Source organism: Methylobacillus gramineus (assembly GCF_020532675.1).
GTDB lineage: Bacteria > Pseudomonadota > Gammaproteobacteria > Burkholderiales > Methylophilaceae > Methylobacillus > Methylobacillus gramineus.
In genome coordinates, this window is record NZ_JAJAVE010000001.1 from 1,378,405 (window position 1) to 1,394,204 (window position 15,800).

Consider the following 15,800-nt stretch of genomic DNA (forward strand, 5'->3'; position numbering starts at 1 on the left):
AAAAAGGCAGCCAGTTGGCTGCCTTTTTTCTATGCACTGCTAGCGACTAAGCGCAAATTCAGCTTACGGCATTATGCGCACGATACGCGATTAACACTCTTCTTCGTGCGAGCCTGCTTCCTCTTTGCTAATCGATCATTAATACGTGATTGTCTGGCTGAAAGTGCCCAGCTATAGCTAGTCCAGCCAGCAGAAACTGCCAATGCAGAACCACCAGCGATCAACGCACCGGCCATTTCATCGGCAAACCAACCGATCATGGCAACTAAAGTGGAGAACACCACTGGAATGACTATCTTGATGAAATACTCGACGACCATATTTTCCTTTTGGGATTAAGTTATTGAAGCGCAACCTTTGATAAAGACTACGGTTCATATTGTCGCAATGAGTTGTTTCAGAATTATGTCCAATTCCTAGCTTAATTTTTTCAATTTGTACAAAACCTCTAGCGCCTGCCTCGGTGTCAGCTCATCCGGGTCTATGGTTTCCAGCTCAATAACAACGGGATGTAGCAGCTGTTCTGGTTCATTTTGTGCAGCAACAAACATATCACCTTGCCAAGCTGCAGCATTGTTCTGCTGGGCGACTTGGTTTTGTTCCAGCTGAGCAAGTTTACGCTTGGCCGCATTCACCACTGACCTGGGAATCCCCGCCAGCTGTGCTACCTGCAAACCATAGCTCTGGCTAGCAGGCCCTTCTTCGACGCTATGCAAAAACACAATGCCGTTACCATGCTCAACAGCATCCAGGTGCACATTCGCCGCCTGCTTGAAGTCCTCGGAAATCCGCGTCAGTTCAAAATAATGCGTGGCAAATAAGGTATAACTGCGGTTCTTTTCTAGCAGTTGGCGTGCCACCGCCCAGGCAAGAGATAAGCCATCAAAAGTTGAAGTTCCGCGCCCGATCTCATCCAGTAACACCAGACTATGCTCAGTCGCATTATGGAGGATGTTCGCAGTTTCGGTCATTTCAACCATAAAGGTGGAACGACCTCCCGCCAAGTCATCCGAAGCGCCTATACGGGTAAAAATACGATCTATGCTCCCTAAGCTAGCAGAGGTTGCGGGAACAAAACAGCCACAATGGGCCAGCAGCACAATCAAGGCGGTCTGCCGCATATACGTGGACTTACCCCCCATGTTAGGTCCAGTAATCAACAATAACTGCCGATAGGGCGACAATGCAACATCGTTGGCAATAAAAGGCTGCGCTAACTGCTCCACCACCGGATGCCTGCCACCAATGATGTTCAGCCCTGGCTCGGTAGTAAATTGAGGGGCTACATAATTGAGCACATCGGCCCGTTCTGCAAAGGTACTGAGTACATCGAGCTGGGCAACAGCATCTGCGTTCTGCTGCAAGGCAGGAATATGCGGCAATAGACTATCCAGCAGTTGATCATATAAGCCTTTTTCACGTGCCAGGGCTCGCTCATTAGCCAACAACACTTTATCTTCAAATGCTTTCAGCTCAGGCGTAATAAAACGTTCGGCATTTTTTAGCGTCTGGCGGCGGCGATATTCTGCCGGCACGGTATCCGCTTGCGCACGGCTGATCTCAATATAGAAACCATGCACACTGTTGTACTCAACCTTTAAGTGATGAATACCAGTTCTCGCACGTTCATCAGCTTCGAACTTGAGCAAGAATTCGCCACAATTGGTTTGTATGCCGCGTAATTCATCCAGCTCTGCATCAAATCCATCGGCAATCACCCCGCCCTCTCGCAACACGGCTGCAGGTTCATCCTTGACCGCTGCCAGCAGCGTTTGCAGCACAAACTGAGGCACTTCCAGACTCTGCACCAGGGTTTGTAGCAACACTGCCGATTGCTGTTGCAAGTGTTGCTGTAGTAAAGGTAATTGGCGAAGGCTGTCGCGTAAGCCAGATAGATCCCTTGGTCGTGCACTTTTCAGGGCAATACGTGCCGTAATGCGCTCTATATCTCCCACGCCACGCAACAGAGGCCTGAGCACGTTATATTGCGTTTTAAGATTGGCAACAGCGTCATGCCTGGCAAGTATCGCCTGCTGATGCTGCAAGGGATGATGCAGCCAGAACCGCAAGAGCCTCGCCCCCATTGCGGTCTGCGTCGTATTGAGTAATGAGTACAGTGTAGGAGATGGTTCCCCGCGTAATGTCTGGTCTATTTCCAGGTTGCGCCTGGTAGCAGCATCCAGCTGGATAAACGTGGTAGCCTGCTCAACAGTCAGGCCATTGATATGTGGCAAAGTGGTACGCTGGGTATGCTTGACGTAATCCAGCAATGCGCCCGCAGCCGCAATGGCAGCTTGCATATCGCCACAGCCGAAACCATCCAGGTCATAGGTATTGAATTGCTTGGTTAATGACTGAAGAGAGGAATCAATATCAAACTGCCACGGCGCCAAGCGTTTTTTTGAACATTTGCTAGCTTCAATGGCTGGGTGCGAGAAATCATCTGCATAAAGAATTTCAGCGGGGCTAATGCGTTCCAGCTCCTGCCCCAGCAAGCCCGGCGCAACCTCGCTGACGACAAACCGACCCGAGGCGAGATTGATGCGCGCAAGACCCAGCACTCCCTCGCCCTTTGCCACCGCTAATAATAAATTATCCCGCGTATCATCCAACAATGCAGCATCGGTCAACGTTCCAGGGGTTAATATTCGCGTGACCTGCCTATCAACCGGCCCCTTACTCTTGGCAGGATCCCCCACCTGCTCACAAATCGCTACCGCTTCCCCGAGCTTGGCAAGCTTGGCCAAATATTGTTCGGCGGCATGGTAGGGTAAACCCGCCATGCGTATAGGCACCCCATTCGAAGCCCCGCGCTTGGTCAGGGTAATACCTAGCAGGCGGGCTGCTTTCTCAGCATCATCATGAAACAACTCATAAAAATCACCCATGCGATAAAACAGCAACATATCGGGGTATTGCGCCTTGATCCCCAAGTATTGGCGCATCATCGGGGTATGCTGTTCAAGAGAAGTGCTGTTGTTTGTGCTCAAGTTAATTGCCTATCTGCCGCAGCCTTTGGCTGGGTCTACTCATCATTACAATTCAATTATTATAGCCTTGCCCCCAAGATTTTCCGCGCAAAAAAACGCCCCTCGAAAGGGGCGTTGGAAAAAACCTGGGAACAAGTCCCAGGGGAAGGATCATCTGATGTTAGAAGTCGTAACGAATACCGCCAAATACCTGACGCGAACGACCGGCTACCATGCCATCTACACGGCTGATCAAATACTCTTTGTCAGCAAGGTTATGCCCACTGACAAAAAAGGTGGCCTTGCTACCAACGGGTTTATACGTAACAGAGGCGTTTAATAAGGTGTATGAAGGTATCATTCCCTCCTCACCATTCAAGCTTTGAATACGGCTATTTTCTGGATCTACATATTGCTGGCTCACATAATCCACACCAATACGCGCATCTATCCCAACTGGATGGGAATATCCAAAATTGACTGTGGCAATATCCCTAGGTGAGTATGGCAGGCGGTTACCACTAGCAGTTTCATCCGTATCTTTCTTGAACTTGGCAGTAAACACATTGGTATAAGAAGCCATGACATAGAAGTTATGCGAGGTATCATAGACCTTACCGAAGTCAATACGCCCAGCCAGCTCAATACCAGTATGCTGTGATTTTCCACCATTAATAAAGCGGCCAGCACTTTCTTGAATCACGATCTCATCAAAGTCAATATTGAACAATGTCGCCTCAAAACTGGAACCTTTAAAGTAGGCTGATCGAATACCGATTTCCGTATTAGTGCTTTTTTCAGCTTTGGTACGGCTAATAGCATTCTGACCACTTAAATCGTCAAAATTGATATCTCGATCAGGCCGCGGTGGCGCAAAACCACGGTGTATCCCAGCAAACACCGTTGTATTCGCGATACCATTCCACGAGGCACCAAGACCAGGCAACCATACGGTTTCCTTATTGCTATCTTGGAAGCCTTGCGCAACACCTTCAGCTCGCACTACATTGATATTTTTCTCGTAGTCCTCAACTCTCAAACCTGGAGTAAGTGTCCAATTCCCAAGATAAAAAGTATTCTGGGCATAGTAAGCAAGAGACTTGACGTCTATACGCAAATCTTCACGATGGTCACCATTGGCTTTAGCATATCCAAGATCCTGAATTGCCGGGTCTGAACCACGATATTGATTACGTTGAGAATCTTCACGATGGTATCGAAAACCAATGACAGCATCACTTTCTACACCAAACAGACTGTGGCTAACGTCAAGACGTGGCTCGAAACCCCAGTATTCAAACTCTCGCGGACGCCAGCGACCACCGCACCCTTCAGCATTAGCAGCAGTGGCGGCCACTGCGTTAGTGCCTGCGGGACAACGCTCTATTGCAGAACGTCCACCTAGACTCCCTGGTTCATTGATCTGGCGGAATGACGCGCGCTGATTATCCACATAGTAAAACTGCGTGCTTAGTTTTGCCTTTTCATTGATCTTGAAGATATGTTGTAACTGGAGAGACTTGCGTTCGTAATTAAAAGAATCATTCTTCCCGGTAGGTGCCTGATACTTATCTTCAGCATATTCAACCGCGCCAAGACCTGTTTCACTTACGCTGGAGTTTTCTTCGTAGTACCCAACTTTTGCAATCAAGGTATTGCGATCATCAAGATTCAATTGACCCTTGAGGGTAAATTCATTGATCTCAAAATCATGATTCTTGCGTATGCCATCACCTTTACGGTTAACAGCATCCAGCATAATGCCGCCCCAATCGCCACCGGTACCAATATTGACGTGACCACCACTGAAATTATTATTACCAATAATGCCGGTTACACTCGCCTGAAACTCCTTGGGAACTGGTCGTGTTACAAAGTTGATCATTCCTCCAACAGTCTGTGGACCATAGAGCGTCTGCCCCGCCCCCTTAACTACTTCAATACGCTGAACACGATCCAATGGCGTTGTATAGTGAGCGGAAGGATCTGCATAAGGAGAGAGGAACAATGGCACACCATCCTCCATCAATAGGGTCCGCGCACTACGACGTGGGTCTAAGCCACGCATGCCAATATTAATCCCAAGACCAAAGGCATTTTCGCCAACGATATGAATACCTGGCACTGAGTTCAAAGCTTCAGTAGTAGAAAATGGGCGTCTTGACTCTAGTTCTTTTTCATCGACTACAGTGAATGATCCTGGCAGAGCCTCTAGGCGGTCTGGTAAAATGCTGGTGACTTTAACCTTTTCAGTCACTACCTGTTCTTCGCCAGCAGTGGCTGCAGTATTTTCTTGAGCCTTGATGCCTGCCTGTTCTGCCGCAAATGCCGGCATGGTCAGAATCAAGACCGCCATCCCCATCATTGGTTTTTTAATCACGTTGGAATTCCCTCTTAATCTCATTAATCTTAGGCTGAGCTTCACGCACAACCCAGTCTTCTCCATAAATATCACTGATTTTTTGTAATTGTAAAAAAATGTAATCAGCAATAGGCGAGAGTTTCCGTGGATAAGTTCAAATCAAAAAGGGGAATTCATCACGAATAAAATTGGGAATAAATCCCGAATATATTAATTAGTAACCACCATTGTTAAATTGTGTAATTAACCAGAAAATCAGGAATCATTCACAAAGCTCCCATATACCAAGCGATTTCAGGAAAAAATCACTTCCTCAGAATGAATGGTGTATTCAAAATACCTTTAAATGAACACTTACAATCCCCCTTCCCTCATGATCACATTCTGGAGTCGTTTTAATCAGTCTCACCGTGATCTTTTCATCGCCATTTGCACGATCGCTAGTGTGTTTTTTGTTTCAGCCAAATTGGATATTTCGGAAAAGTTTGTAGAGTGGGCCCTCTTACATGAATCTCTTCAGTTGGACGAGTTGCCATTAGTGTTGTTTGCCGCAGCCGTTGTGGCCATCTGGTTTTCTCGCCGTCGCATGCGTGAAGTGGTAGCAGAAGCCACCCGCCGGGTAGAGGCTGAATATGCATCAAAAGAAAGCCAGCGCATGTTCAAAACCCTGTTTGACCAAGGGCTGTGTGGCAACTTTGTCGCTGACTTACAGGGCAATATCTTGTTATGCAATCAGGCATTCAGCAGTATGTGTGGCAGAAGTGAAGCCACGCTTAACCTGCGTAATGCTTTGGGTAAAAGCTGGGACGATCTCTGTAACAAACTGAAAGCAGTAGAAAAAGTCGACATCCCTGAGTTATCAGTTAAACGTCCCGATGGCGCTCCATGGATCGTCATGGCCCGCTTGACCTGTGCACTGGAAAGTCCGACCTCCGAACAAAAGAATATTCATGGTTTCTTTACAGACATCACCGAGCAACATCTGGCCGAGCGCGAACTTGGTGTGTTATTCAAAGAAAATCAATCCCTTGCCCGTCATGCCATGCAGGTACAGGAAGAGGAACGGCGGAATATTGCCCGTGAGATCCACGATGAAATGGGACAATATCTGACTGCAATTCGGCTGGATATTGCGACGCTGCCCAAAGATGGCAATAACGCAGTCACTGAGCATGCAAAACGTATCAACTCGCATGTTGAGCATATCCAGCAAGGTGTCAGAGGATTAATTCACCGACTGCGCCCTACTGCACTGGATGCACATGGCTTGATTGAGGCAGTTGAGCAATTGATGAGCGACTGGAAGAAACAGCACCCAACAGTGGCCTGCTCCCTGATCCTGGAAAAAAGCTGCCAAAATCTGTCTGAAAAAATCAATATTGTCGCTTATCGCATTGTGCAGGAATCATTGACCAATATCAGCCGTCACGCACAGGCCCACTTTGTTGATGTCAAGATCATGCGTACCCGTGGCATTTTATCTGACACCCTATCAATAGAAATTCAAGACGATGGCGTAGGCTTCAATCCGCACTCCCCTCGGGCGGGATTCGGGCTTTCCGGCATGCGCGAAAGAGTAGAAGCTGAAGGCGGCGTTTTCCATATCAACAGCAATGGCAAAGGAGCTCTGATATCAGCCAGCATCCCCTTGACCACCGCATTACAAGCACTTCAGGAAAATAAATAATATGGTTCAGAAAATATTGTTAGCCGATGATCACGCCGTTGTGCGTAGCGGTTTACGTACATTATTGGAAAATGCAGGCTATAAAATCACTGCTGAAGCAGAAAATGGCGAACGCGCCTGTATTCTTTGGCAAGAACATCACCCTGATCTAGCGATTCTGGATCTGGATATGCCGGGGATAGGCGGGCTTGAAACATTGCAGCGCATCATCGCCCGCGATGGCAACGCCAAACTGATCATATTCAGCATGCATGATGACAACATCTATGCTGCACGTGCCATGCAAGCCGGGGCTAAAGGCTATGTGGTCAAAACCGATGCCCCTGAAGTGCTGCTAGAAGCTGTGAAACAAGTACTACGTGGCGGACGGTATATTGGTCACGAGCTAGCCCAGCATCTGGCCATGGATCGCTTCTCACCATCAGAAAATCCTCTTGAAAAACTCTCTCCGCGCGAATTCGAAGTATTCCGCCGTATTGCTGAAGGCGTTTCCCTCGCTGGTATCGCAGAGCAATTACACATAGGCTATAAAACTGCAGCCAACATTCAGACTCAGGTAAGACAAAAACTCAATGTGCAAACTACCGGCCAACTGGTGCATATGGCCATCCGGTTTGGCATCAGCAACCAAAAGCACGAATAGCAAGGTCGATGGCTGAAAGCTCTTAGTCAGACTCATATCCGCAGGGCAAAAAAAAACCAGGTGGAATTCCTGGTTTCAATATGACCTTAGTGATATGGAGTATGGACAACGTGCCTGGGAACTAGGCTTACTTATCCGCTGGGTGCGCAAGTTGTTCATAAGTATCGTATGCCTAAGCCCCTAGCTAATCTATCCATTAATTCCCTAAAAATATCGGGATTTACTCCCAATAGTGATTTAATTCCAAAAATTACAGGAACAATTACCGCAGCATCAAGGAAATCACTACTAGCCTTCAATCAAACCATGCCTGATTGCAAGTCGTACCAGCTCAATAGGACTACTGATTCCCAACTTCTGTTTAAGCAAGGTCTGATAATTAGCCACCGTTTTCTGACTGATTTTCAGGATGGTGGCAATCTCCTCAATCCCACGTCCCTCTGCCAGTAATCGGAACACCTCAAACTCTCGCGCTGATAGCAAACGCGTAGGATCATCATCGCCGGAGAGGCTCTGTAGTGCGATTTTCTGTGCAATACCAGGGCTCAGATAGCCCTTACCCACGGATACTTCGCGCACCGCTTGAACCAGATCATCTGCAGCGCCTGATTTAGCCACGTAAGCACGCGCACCTGAACTTAAGGCCTGCGAGGCAAAAGCGGCATTCTCATGCATGGAAAAAATAACGACACGCGCCTGGGAATAACGCGCAACAATGCGTCTCAGTGCTTCAAGCCCACCCATACCAGGCATGGACATATCCATGACGACGATATCGGGAAGATGCTCACCATATAGCTGATACGCCTGCTCTCCACTATCCGCCTCCACAATGACATCAATGCCATCGCTTTGCTCTAGCAACCGGCGAAGGCCGGAGCGAACGACCTCATGATCATCCACCAGCATGACACGAATAATGGCACTCATTCCCTATCCTTCTATATTATTCACAATGGCAGCTTGACATAGATGCGCGCACCAGCCGCCAGTGCGCTGTCTAATTCGAACTCTCCGCCCAGGCCTTCCACACGCTCACGCATGCCAGCCAAGCCGAACCCTGATGGTGCCTGACCGGTATTAAAGCCCTGACCATCATCATCAATCCTGAGAATAATGGCTGTACTCTCCAATTGCACATGAATGGCTATTTTTTTTGCCCGAGCATGCCGCGTGATATTGGTTAAACACTCCTGCACTATACGATAAATAGCGATTGCCATGGTTTCATCCTGCACAGCCTCAAGACTTTCAGGAATTTTCACGTCGACTTCAATACCTCGATTGCGCTGACGCCAGGTATCCACCAGGTCGGTCAACGCAATCGCCAGACCAAACTCATCCAGACCGCTAGGCCTCAGGCGCTGCAACATATCGTGGACAATTTCCATCATCTGTCTGGCCACCACACTGATGGCTTTTGCGCTTTCTTTTGCGCCTTCAATATTCCTGGCATTCAGAATGGCAGAGGCATCGACATGAACTGCCGTCAAATACTGACCAATTTCATCATGCAGATCCCGCGCAAGATTTTTACGCTCATCCTCCTGCACTCGAATCATTTGCTGCGTCAGCTTGTGATTGCTATGTATACTTTTTTCAAGGGTTTCTGCCATCGCATTAAACTTGCGGCCAATCCCAGATAATTCTGGCAATTCAAACTCTGGCAACCTTGCCTTGAGGTTGCCCTGCTCAAGCTCATTTAACGCAGACAGGACGGTATCAACTGGCCGCATGGCACGCCCGACGGCCCAGTAAACTACGGCATTCACCACGACAAAGAAGATGGCCACCAGCACCAGCAAGCCGAAAATATCATCCAGCACCTCTGCAATTTCATAAGAAGGATCTGGCGTCACCACCAGCTCTCCTATCATGCGCCCATTGGCAAAAATCTTGCGGCGTATCTCGGGCATGGCAGGGGAAATAAAGCCCATGGTATTGACCAGCCAGGAAGTGCTCTCTTTTTTATCTGCCTGAATATTGCTATCCCGCAAACGCCCATAGGCATCAAAAAACTCGATGCGAAGATGCCTGACATTTTCGAGGCTTTGCAGCCTGAAAATTGAATTCTGGTTTTTGTCGTCGTTTCTCAGCCAGGTAAAGTCTGAGGTGTAATGCAGAATTTCCGCATCAAGCAGATGCATGGCAAGCATTGCGGTCGATTCCACCTCTGCACGCACATCATTACGGGCGTTATGGATCATCAAGAGCGCGGCAAAAAACAACACTAATGCGAGCAGGAGTGTGATAAGCAGATTAAGGCGAAGCTTCAGGTTCATTGGAGAACTGGATCTTGTGAGCCGTTGCAGAAGATTGCGCAATTTAAATCAGATCTCCAAAAACAGATACGGGAGAAAATCCTAATGTTCATAATTTTGCTGAATCAAACTTAATGAACATTTCCCTTTGTCAGAATGAGACATTCCTACATCCATGAAGACTATCGATGCATAGAATGGTAAGCAGAAGTTAAGAGTTCACTCCATGTTCTTTGCAACTTCTCCATAGTGTAACGCCAGCGTGTTTTCACGCTGGCTTTTTTCTTTTCTAAAAGAAGAAATTACCTCTTCTTAGACTTGAGCTCTTCAGTCAAATGTGGTGATAACGTCTGTAGCATTTGAACGAATACTTTTGGGTTGGCAGCGACAATATTGCCACTCTCCAGATACGCTTCATTCCCCTCAAAATCGCCAACCAAGCCGCCCGCCTCATGGACTATCAATGAGCCCGCAGCAATATCCCATGGGGATAATCCGATTTCCCAGAACCCATCAAACCAGCCAGCAGCCACATATGCCAAATCCAGCGCAGCAGAGCCAGGACGTCGAATCCCTGAAGTTTTCTTTACCATGTCCTTGAACATAGCAAGATAGGTATCAAGATGGGAGAAGTCACGGAACGGAAAACCCGTGCCGATAATGGAGTCCTGTAATTTTGCACGATTCGTAACACGAATTCGCTTGTCATTCAGGAAGGCGCCACGGCCACGCGTCGCGGTGAATAAGTCGTTACGATTAGGGTCGTAAACCACAGCCTGGGTGATTTGACCTTTTTGCTTGAGTGCAATTGAAACGGAATACTGTGGAAAGCCATGCAGGAAGTTGGTAGTACCATCGAGAGGATCGATAATCCAGACATTTTCAGCATCGGCATCCTGACTGCCACTTTCCTCACCAAGAAAGCCATGATCAGGATATGCATCCTTGAGCACGTCAATAATGGCCTGCTCAGCGGCATGATCGACTTCACTGACAAAATCGTTATAGTTCTTGCTACGTATGGTCAGCGCACCAATATCAAGAGAAGCGCGATTAATAATACCACCAGCGCGGCGTGCGGCTTTAACCGCGTTAGTCAACATGGGATGCATAAAATCTTTCCGTATTTTTGCCTAAGGATCCTGAGATGGATCGCAAAGGAGAATTAAAGAGCTGGTAAAATGCTATTTTAATGCTTATTACCATGACTTCCAAACCCGATCTTCTACAACAAATCCGTATCGTGCTTTGTCAGACCAGCCACCCCGGCAATATTGGCGCTGCTGCACGTGCCATGAAAACCATGGGAATGCACCAGCTGGTGCTGGTCAAGCCCAAATCCTTCCCCCATGCTGACGCAACAGCCATGGCCTCTGGTGCTGATGACCTGCTGGTCAATGCCAAAATTTGCGAAACACTGCCAGAAGCACTTGAAGGCTGCACATTGGTGATCGGCATGAGTGCTCGCAGACGTGAATTTTCTCATGAGCTACTGTCGGCTCGTGATGGAGCATTACGAGCAATCGGCGCTGCCCATAGCGAAAAAGTCGCCATTGTGTTCGGTACTGAAATGAGCGGACTCTCCAATGAAGAGCTCAATCATTGCCAGCTGCAATCCATGATCCATGCCAATCCGGAATACTCCTCGCTCAACCTGGCAGCTGCCGTGCAGGTATTCAGCTATGAGCTACGCATGGCGGCGCTGGATAACCCATCGCCGACCATCACTCCGCAGCAGCCACTGGCAACCAGTGAGGATATTGAACGCTTTTATGTCCACATGGAAGAAACCCTGATTGGTATCGGCTTTCTAGATCCTGAGTATCCTAAACGGCTGATGCAGAGAATACGTCGCCTGTTTGGTAGGGCTGCTCTGGAAAAAGAAGAGGTGAATATCTTGCGCGGCATATTGTCAGCAACCCAGGATCCCCGGCCACCAGCCAGTAAAAAATAGCTCCGGTCGCAAAATCACCATTCAATCCCCCATGGCAAATACGCCAATACCGGGCACGGCATATGGCTAGCCATTAATTCAGAGTAAAATATCAGGATGTTCAGTCACATAAAAGAAGATATCAGCGTCGTATTCGAGCGCGACCCTGCAGCACGTACGCGCTGGGAAATACTCACCACATACCCTGGCGTACATGCGCTGATCATCCACCGCATTTCCCATTTGATATGGACACATCGCTTTCACTGGATTGCCAGATTCAGCTCACACATTGCCCGCTGGCTCACCGGCATTGAAATTCATCCCGGCGCGGTGATAGGTCGCCGCGTCTTCATTGATCACGGTATGGGCGTGGTCATTGGAGAAACCGCCGTCATCGGCAACGACTGTACGCTGTACCATGGCGTCACACTAGGCGGCACTTCATGGAATAAAGGTAAACGCCACCCTACCCTGCTGGCAGGTGTCGTGATTGGTGCTGGCGCCAAGGTACTTGGCCCCATTACCATCGGCGCCAAAGCCAAGATAGGCTCCAATGCGGTTGTCGTGAAAGACATTCCCGACAATGCAACTGCCGTTGGCATTCCCGCCCGCATTGTTGATCAGGAGAAATCACGTCAGCATGAAGACATGGCTGAGAAAATTGGCTTTTCCGCTTACGCCGTGAGTGACAATATGAATGACCCCATGGCCAAGGCAATCCATCTGTTAATTGAGCATATTGCCAAGCAGGATGCACAACTTCAGACCGTGATGCAACAGCTCGAAAAGCTAGGCGCAGACGTGGATACAGACGCAGAAGTAGGCAAAGCTTTTGATGTGAACTTCATCAATAAAATAGTTGACTAAAGTATTCAGGTATTCTAGAATTTATTCCTAGAATCAAGTCGTAAGACACTGCGCCAAACCCACTCACGGCGCGTTATCCGAACAACTTTAGGAAACAACAATGCGATTAACCACAAAAGGTCGTTTTGCAGTGACGGCGATGCTTGACCTGGCCCTCAATGAAGAGGAAAAACCAGTGACACTCGCTGGGATCAGTGAACGCCAAGGCATTTCCTTATCTTACCTTGAACAGCTTTTTAGCCGCCTGCGTCGTAATGGCCTGGTAAAAAGCGTTCGCGGCCCTGGTGGCGGTTACAGGCTTGCTAAAAAGCATGCCGAGATTTCCGTCTCCGACATTATCACTGCTGTTGATGAGCTGATTGATGCCACCCAGTGCGGCGGCAAGGAAAACTGTCATGAAGGTAAACCATGCATGACGCATGACCTCTGGTCCAGCCTCAACAACAAGATCCTGGAATATCTCTCTGGCGTTGCATTAGCTGATTTAGTAGCTGCCCAGCGTGAAGGCAAGGAAATCCGCTTTACCGTCCGCAGGGAAACTCGTGATAACCAGTTGCAGCATGCACAAGTAGCGGCATAAGGCCAACACCATGAGTAGCGCTGTCTATCTTGATAACAATGGCACCACCGCACTGGAACCCAGAGTGCTGCAGGCGATGTTGCCATATTTATCCGGACAGCAGGGCAATGCCACCAGTCGCCATATATTCGGTCGCGCGGCCCGCAATGCCATAGATCAAGCCAGGGAGCAGGTAGCAGACGCTGTGGGAGCGCATCCTTCCCAGGTGGTATTTACTGGCAGTGGCACAGAAGCAGACAATCTTGCCATCAGCGGTGTTGGCAACACTCAGACATCAGGTCGCATTGCCATCAGTAGCATAGAACACCCTGCCGTCACCAAGCCTGCGCAGGCCCTGGCATGGCAGAACTGGAAAGTAGCAAAGATTGCCAGCAATCGTGATGGGCAGATTGAAAAAGCGGCGTTAGCCGCCATATTGGAAGAGAGAGCTGACATTGTGTCGGTGATGCTCGCCAATAATGAAACCGGTGTGATTCAGGACATTGCGGCCCTGGGTGAAATCGCCAGAGGGCACAAGACTTATATGCATACGGATGCCGTGCAGGCCTTGGGTAAAATCAATGTCGACTTTGTTGATCTGAATATTCACGCGATGAGTCTGTCATCCCACAAGATCAATGGCCCACAGGGTGCAGGCGCACTGATTCTGGACAAACGCATTGATATCCGGCCCCTGCTATATGGCGGCGGTCAAGAAAAAGGGTTGCGCAGTGGCAGTGAAAACATTGCCGCGATTGTTGGATTTGGCGCGGCATGTGCAATCGCCAGCCATGACATCCAGCAGCGCACGAGCAAGCTCAGAACACTGCGTGACAGACTTGAGCATGGCCTTAAGCAATTGGATGCCACCGTGTTCGGTGCAGCGGTAGAACGCCTGCCCAATACCAGTTTCTTTGCGTTTGGCGGAATAGAAGGTGAAACACTGGTCATGGCACTGGATCGTCAAGGATTTGCCGTCGCCAGTGGGTCAGCCTGCTCCAGCGACAGCACCGAACCCAGTCATGTGTTACTGGCAATGGGTGTAGATCCAGACCTGGCACGCGGTGCAGTAAGAGTTAGCTTCGGCAGTCACAATACTGCAGAGGAAGTAGATGCCTTTCTGCACACACTGCACCATGAATTATCGAGATTGAGAAAATTAACTGCGATAGCAGTTTAAGAAAGTTGATATGACAGTACGTACGCCAATTTACCTGGATTATTCAGCCACTACCCCGATAGATCCACGGGTAGCGGAAAAGATGATCCCTTATCTGACCGAGCATTTCGGCAATCCGGCTTCACGCAGCCATGCTTTCGGCTGGACCGCAGAAAAAGCCGTGGAAAATGCACGCGAAGAAGTTGCCAAACTGGTCAATGCAGATCCACGTGAAATTGTCTGGACATCTGGCGCCACTGAGTCCAACAATCTCGCGATTAAAGGCGCTGCCAACTTTTATAGCGGCTCTAAAGGCAAGCATATCGTCACCGTGCAAACTGAGCATAAAGCTGTGATTGACACAGTGCGCGAGCTGGAACGAGTGGGTTATGAAGCTACTTATTTGACACCAGAGCCTAACGGCTTGGTAGATCTGGAGAAATTCAAGACCGCCCTGCGCCCTGATACCGTGGTAGCCTCTGTCATGCTGGTCAACAATGAAATTGGCGTGATTCAAGACATTGTAGCGCTAGGTAATATCTGCCGTGAGCGCGGCATTATTTTCCACGTGGATGCTGCACAGGCTACTGGCAAAGTACATATCGACCTGGAAAAACTGCCTGTCGATCTCATGAGCTTCTCTGCGCATAAAACTTATGGCCCCAAAGGCATAGGCGCACTGTATGTTCGCCGTAAACCCCGCGTCCGCATTGAAGCACAGATGCATGGTGGTGGGCATGAACGTGGTATGCGCTCCGGCACTCTGGCCACCCATCAAATCGTTGGTATGGGGGAAGCTTTCCGTATTGCGCGCGAAGAAATGGACACCGAGAATGTACGCGTCCGCCAATTGCGTGATCGTCTGCTCAAGGGCCTGGAAGACATAGATGAAGTCTATGTGAATGGCGATATGGAGCAACGTGTTGCGCACAACCTGAACATCAGCTTCAACTTTGTTGAAGGCGAATCACTGATTATGGCGGTCAAGGATATTGCGGTATCCAGCGGTTCCGCTTGTACTTCTGCCAGCCTCGAGCCTTCCTATGTGCTCCGTGCACTAGGCCGGTCCGATGAACTGGCACATAGCTCAATTCGTTTCTCCATCGGCCGCTTCACGACGGAAGAAGATATTAATTACACCATTGCCCTGATGAAGGGCAAGATCGACAAATTGAGGGAGCTATCCCCATTGTGGGAGATGCATCTGGATGGTGTTGACCTCAGCACCGTGGAGTGGGCAGCAGAACATTAGCAATCAACAAGCGGCACACACTTGTGTGCTTACGGAATACCTTGCAAAACATGCCAGTAGATGAATTTTTTCATCACGACATTGAAATAGCAGCATGTTTTGCAT

The 15,800-nt window shown here is 48.8% G+C and carries 13 protein-coding genes; 7 read left to right on the plus strand and 6 right to left on the minus strand.

The window, feature by feature from the left end; all coding sequences use genetic code 11:
• Positions 1-71: 71 nt before the first annotated feature.
• The 3 genes from LG201_RS06415 to LG201_RS06425 all read right to left on the minus strand — a co-directional run bounded on the left by LG201_RS06415 (position 72) and on the right by LG201_RS06425 (position 5,349).
• Positions 72-320 carry a hypothetical protein gene (locus tag LG201_RS06415; RefSeq protein WP_226771329.1) on the minus strand — a complete coding sequence of 83 codons (249 nt, stop codon included), beginning with the start codon at positions 318-320 and terminating at the stop codon, positions 72-74.
• Positions 321-416: 96 nt separating this feature from the next.
• Positions 417-2,948, minus strand: a complete 2,532-nt coding sequence (mutS, locus tag LG201_RS06420; RefSeq protein WP_226771937.1) for a DNA mismatch repair protein MutS — start codon at positions 2,946-2,948, stop codon at positions 417-419.
• A 202-nt stretch (positions 2,949-3,150) separates the two neighbouring features.
• A complete protein-coding gene (locus LG201_RS06425; protein WP_226771330.1) occupies positions 3,151-5,349 on the minus strand; it encodes a TonB-dependent receptor family protein in 2,199 nt (732 codons plus the stop codon).
• A gap of 328 nt (positions 5,350-5,677) precedes the next feature.
• Between LG201_RS06425 and LG201_RS06430 the strand changes: the two genes are divergently transcribed.
• Complete coding sequence (locus tag LG201_RS06430; protein ID WP_226771331.1) at positions 5,678-7,018, plus strand: histidine kinase; 1,341 nt, start codon at positions 5,678-5,680, stop codon at positions 7,016-7,018.
• A 1-nt stretch (position 7,019) separates the two neighbouring features.
• Entirely contained in the window at positions 7,020-7,661 is a 642-nt protein-coding gene (locus tag LG201_RS06435; protein WP_226771332.1) for a response regulator, read from the plus strand.
• 288 nt (positions 7,662-7,949) lie between these two features.
• Here the strand turns inward: LG201_RS06435 and LG201_RS06440 are convergent, their stop codons facing one another.
• From LG201_RS06440 to LG201_RS06450, 3 genes are all read right to left on the minus strand, one after another.
• Positions 7,950-8,591, minus strand: coding sequence for a response regulator (locus LG201_RS06440; protein WP_226771333.1), 642 nt, complete (start codon positions 8,589-8,591; stop codon positions 7,950-7,952).
• Between the two features lie 20 nt (positions 8,592-8,611).
• The gene (locus LG201_RS06445; RefSeq protein ID WP_226771334.1) at positions 8,612-9,943 is read right to left on the minus strand and encodes a histidine kinase; all 1,332 of its coding nucleotides are present in this window, start codon (positions 9,941-9,943) and stop codon (positions 8,612-8,614) included.
• A 281-nt stretch (positions 9,944-10,224) separates the two neighbouring features.
• The gene (locus tag LG201_RS06450; protein WP_226771335.1) at positions 10,225-11,034 is read right to left on the minus strand and encodes an inositol monophosphatase family protein; all 810 of its coding nucleotides are present in this window, start codon (positions 11,032-11,034) and stop codon (positions 10,225-10,227) included.
• 92 nt (positions 11,035-11,126) lie between these two features.
• Between LG201_RS06450 and LG201_RS06455 the strand changes: the two genes are divergently transcribed.
• The 5 genes from LG201_RS06455 (at position 11,127) to LG201_RS06475 (ending at position 15,695) form a co-directional block, all read left to right on the plus strand.
• Positions 11,127-11,876: an RNA methyltransferase gene (locus LG201_RS06455; RefSeq protein WP_226771336.1), complete on the plus strand. Its 750-nt coding sequence runs from the start codon at positions 11,127-11,129 to the stop codon at positions 11,874-11,876.
• Between the two features lie 96 nt (positions 11,877-11,972).
• Positions 11,973-12,725: a serine O-acetyltransferase gene (gene cysE, locus LG201_RS06460; protein WP_226771337.1), complete on the plus strand. Its 753-nt coding sequence runs from the start codon at positions 11,973-11,975 to the stop codon at positions 12,723-12,725.
• A gap of 100 nt (positions 12,726-12,825) precedes the next feature.
• Positions 12,826-13,305 (plus strand): Fe-S cluster assembly transcriptional regulator IscR, encoded by a 480-nt coding sequence (gene iscR, locus LG201_RS06465; RefSeq protein ID WP_226771338.1) that lies wholly within the window; start codon positions 12,826-12,828, stop codon positions 13,303-13,305.
• A gap of 10 nt (positions 13,306-13,315) precedes the next feature.
• A complete protein-coding gene (locus LG201_RS06470) occupies positions 13,316-14,464 on the plus strand; it encodes a cysteine desulfurase family protein (RefSeq protein WP_226771339.1) in 1,149 nt (382 codons plus the stop codon).
• A 10-nt stretch (positions 14,465-14,474) separates the two neighbouring features.
• Positions 14,475-15,695: an IscS subfamily cysteine desulfurase gene (locus tag LG201_RS06475; protein ID WP_226771340.1), complete on the plus strand. Its 1,221-nt coding sequence runs from the start codon at positions 14,475-14,477 to the stop codon at positions 15,693-15,695.
• Positions 15,696-15,800 lie beyond the last annotated feature (105 nt).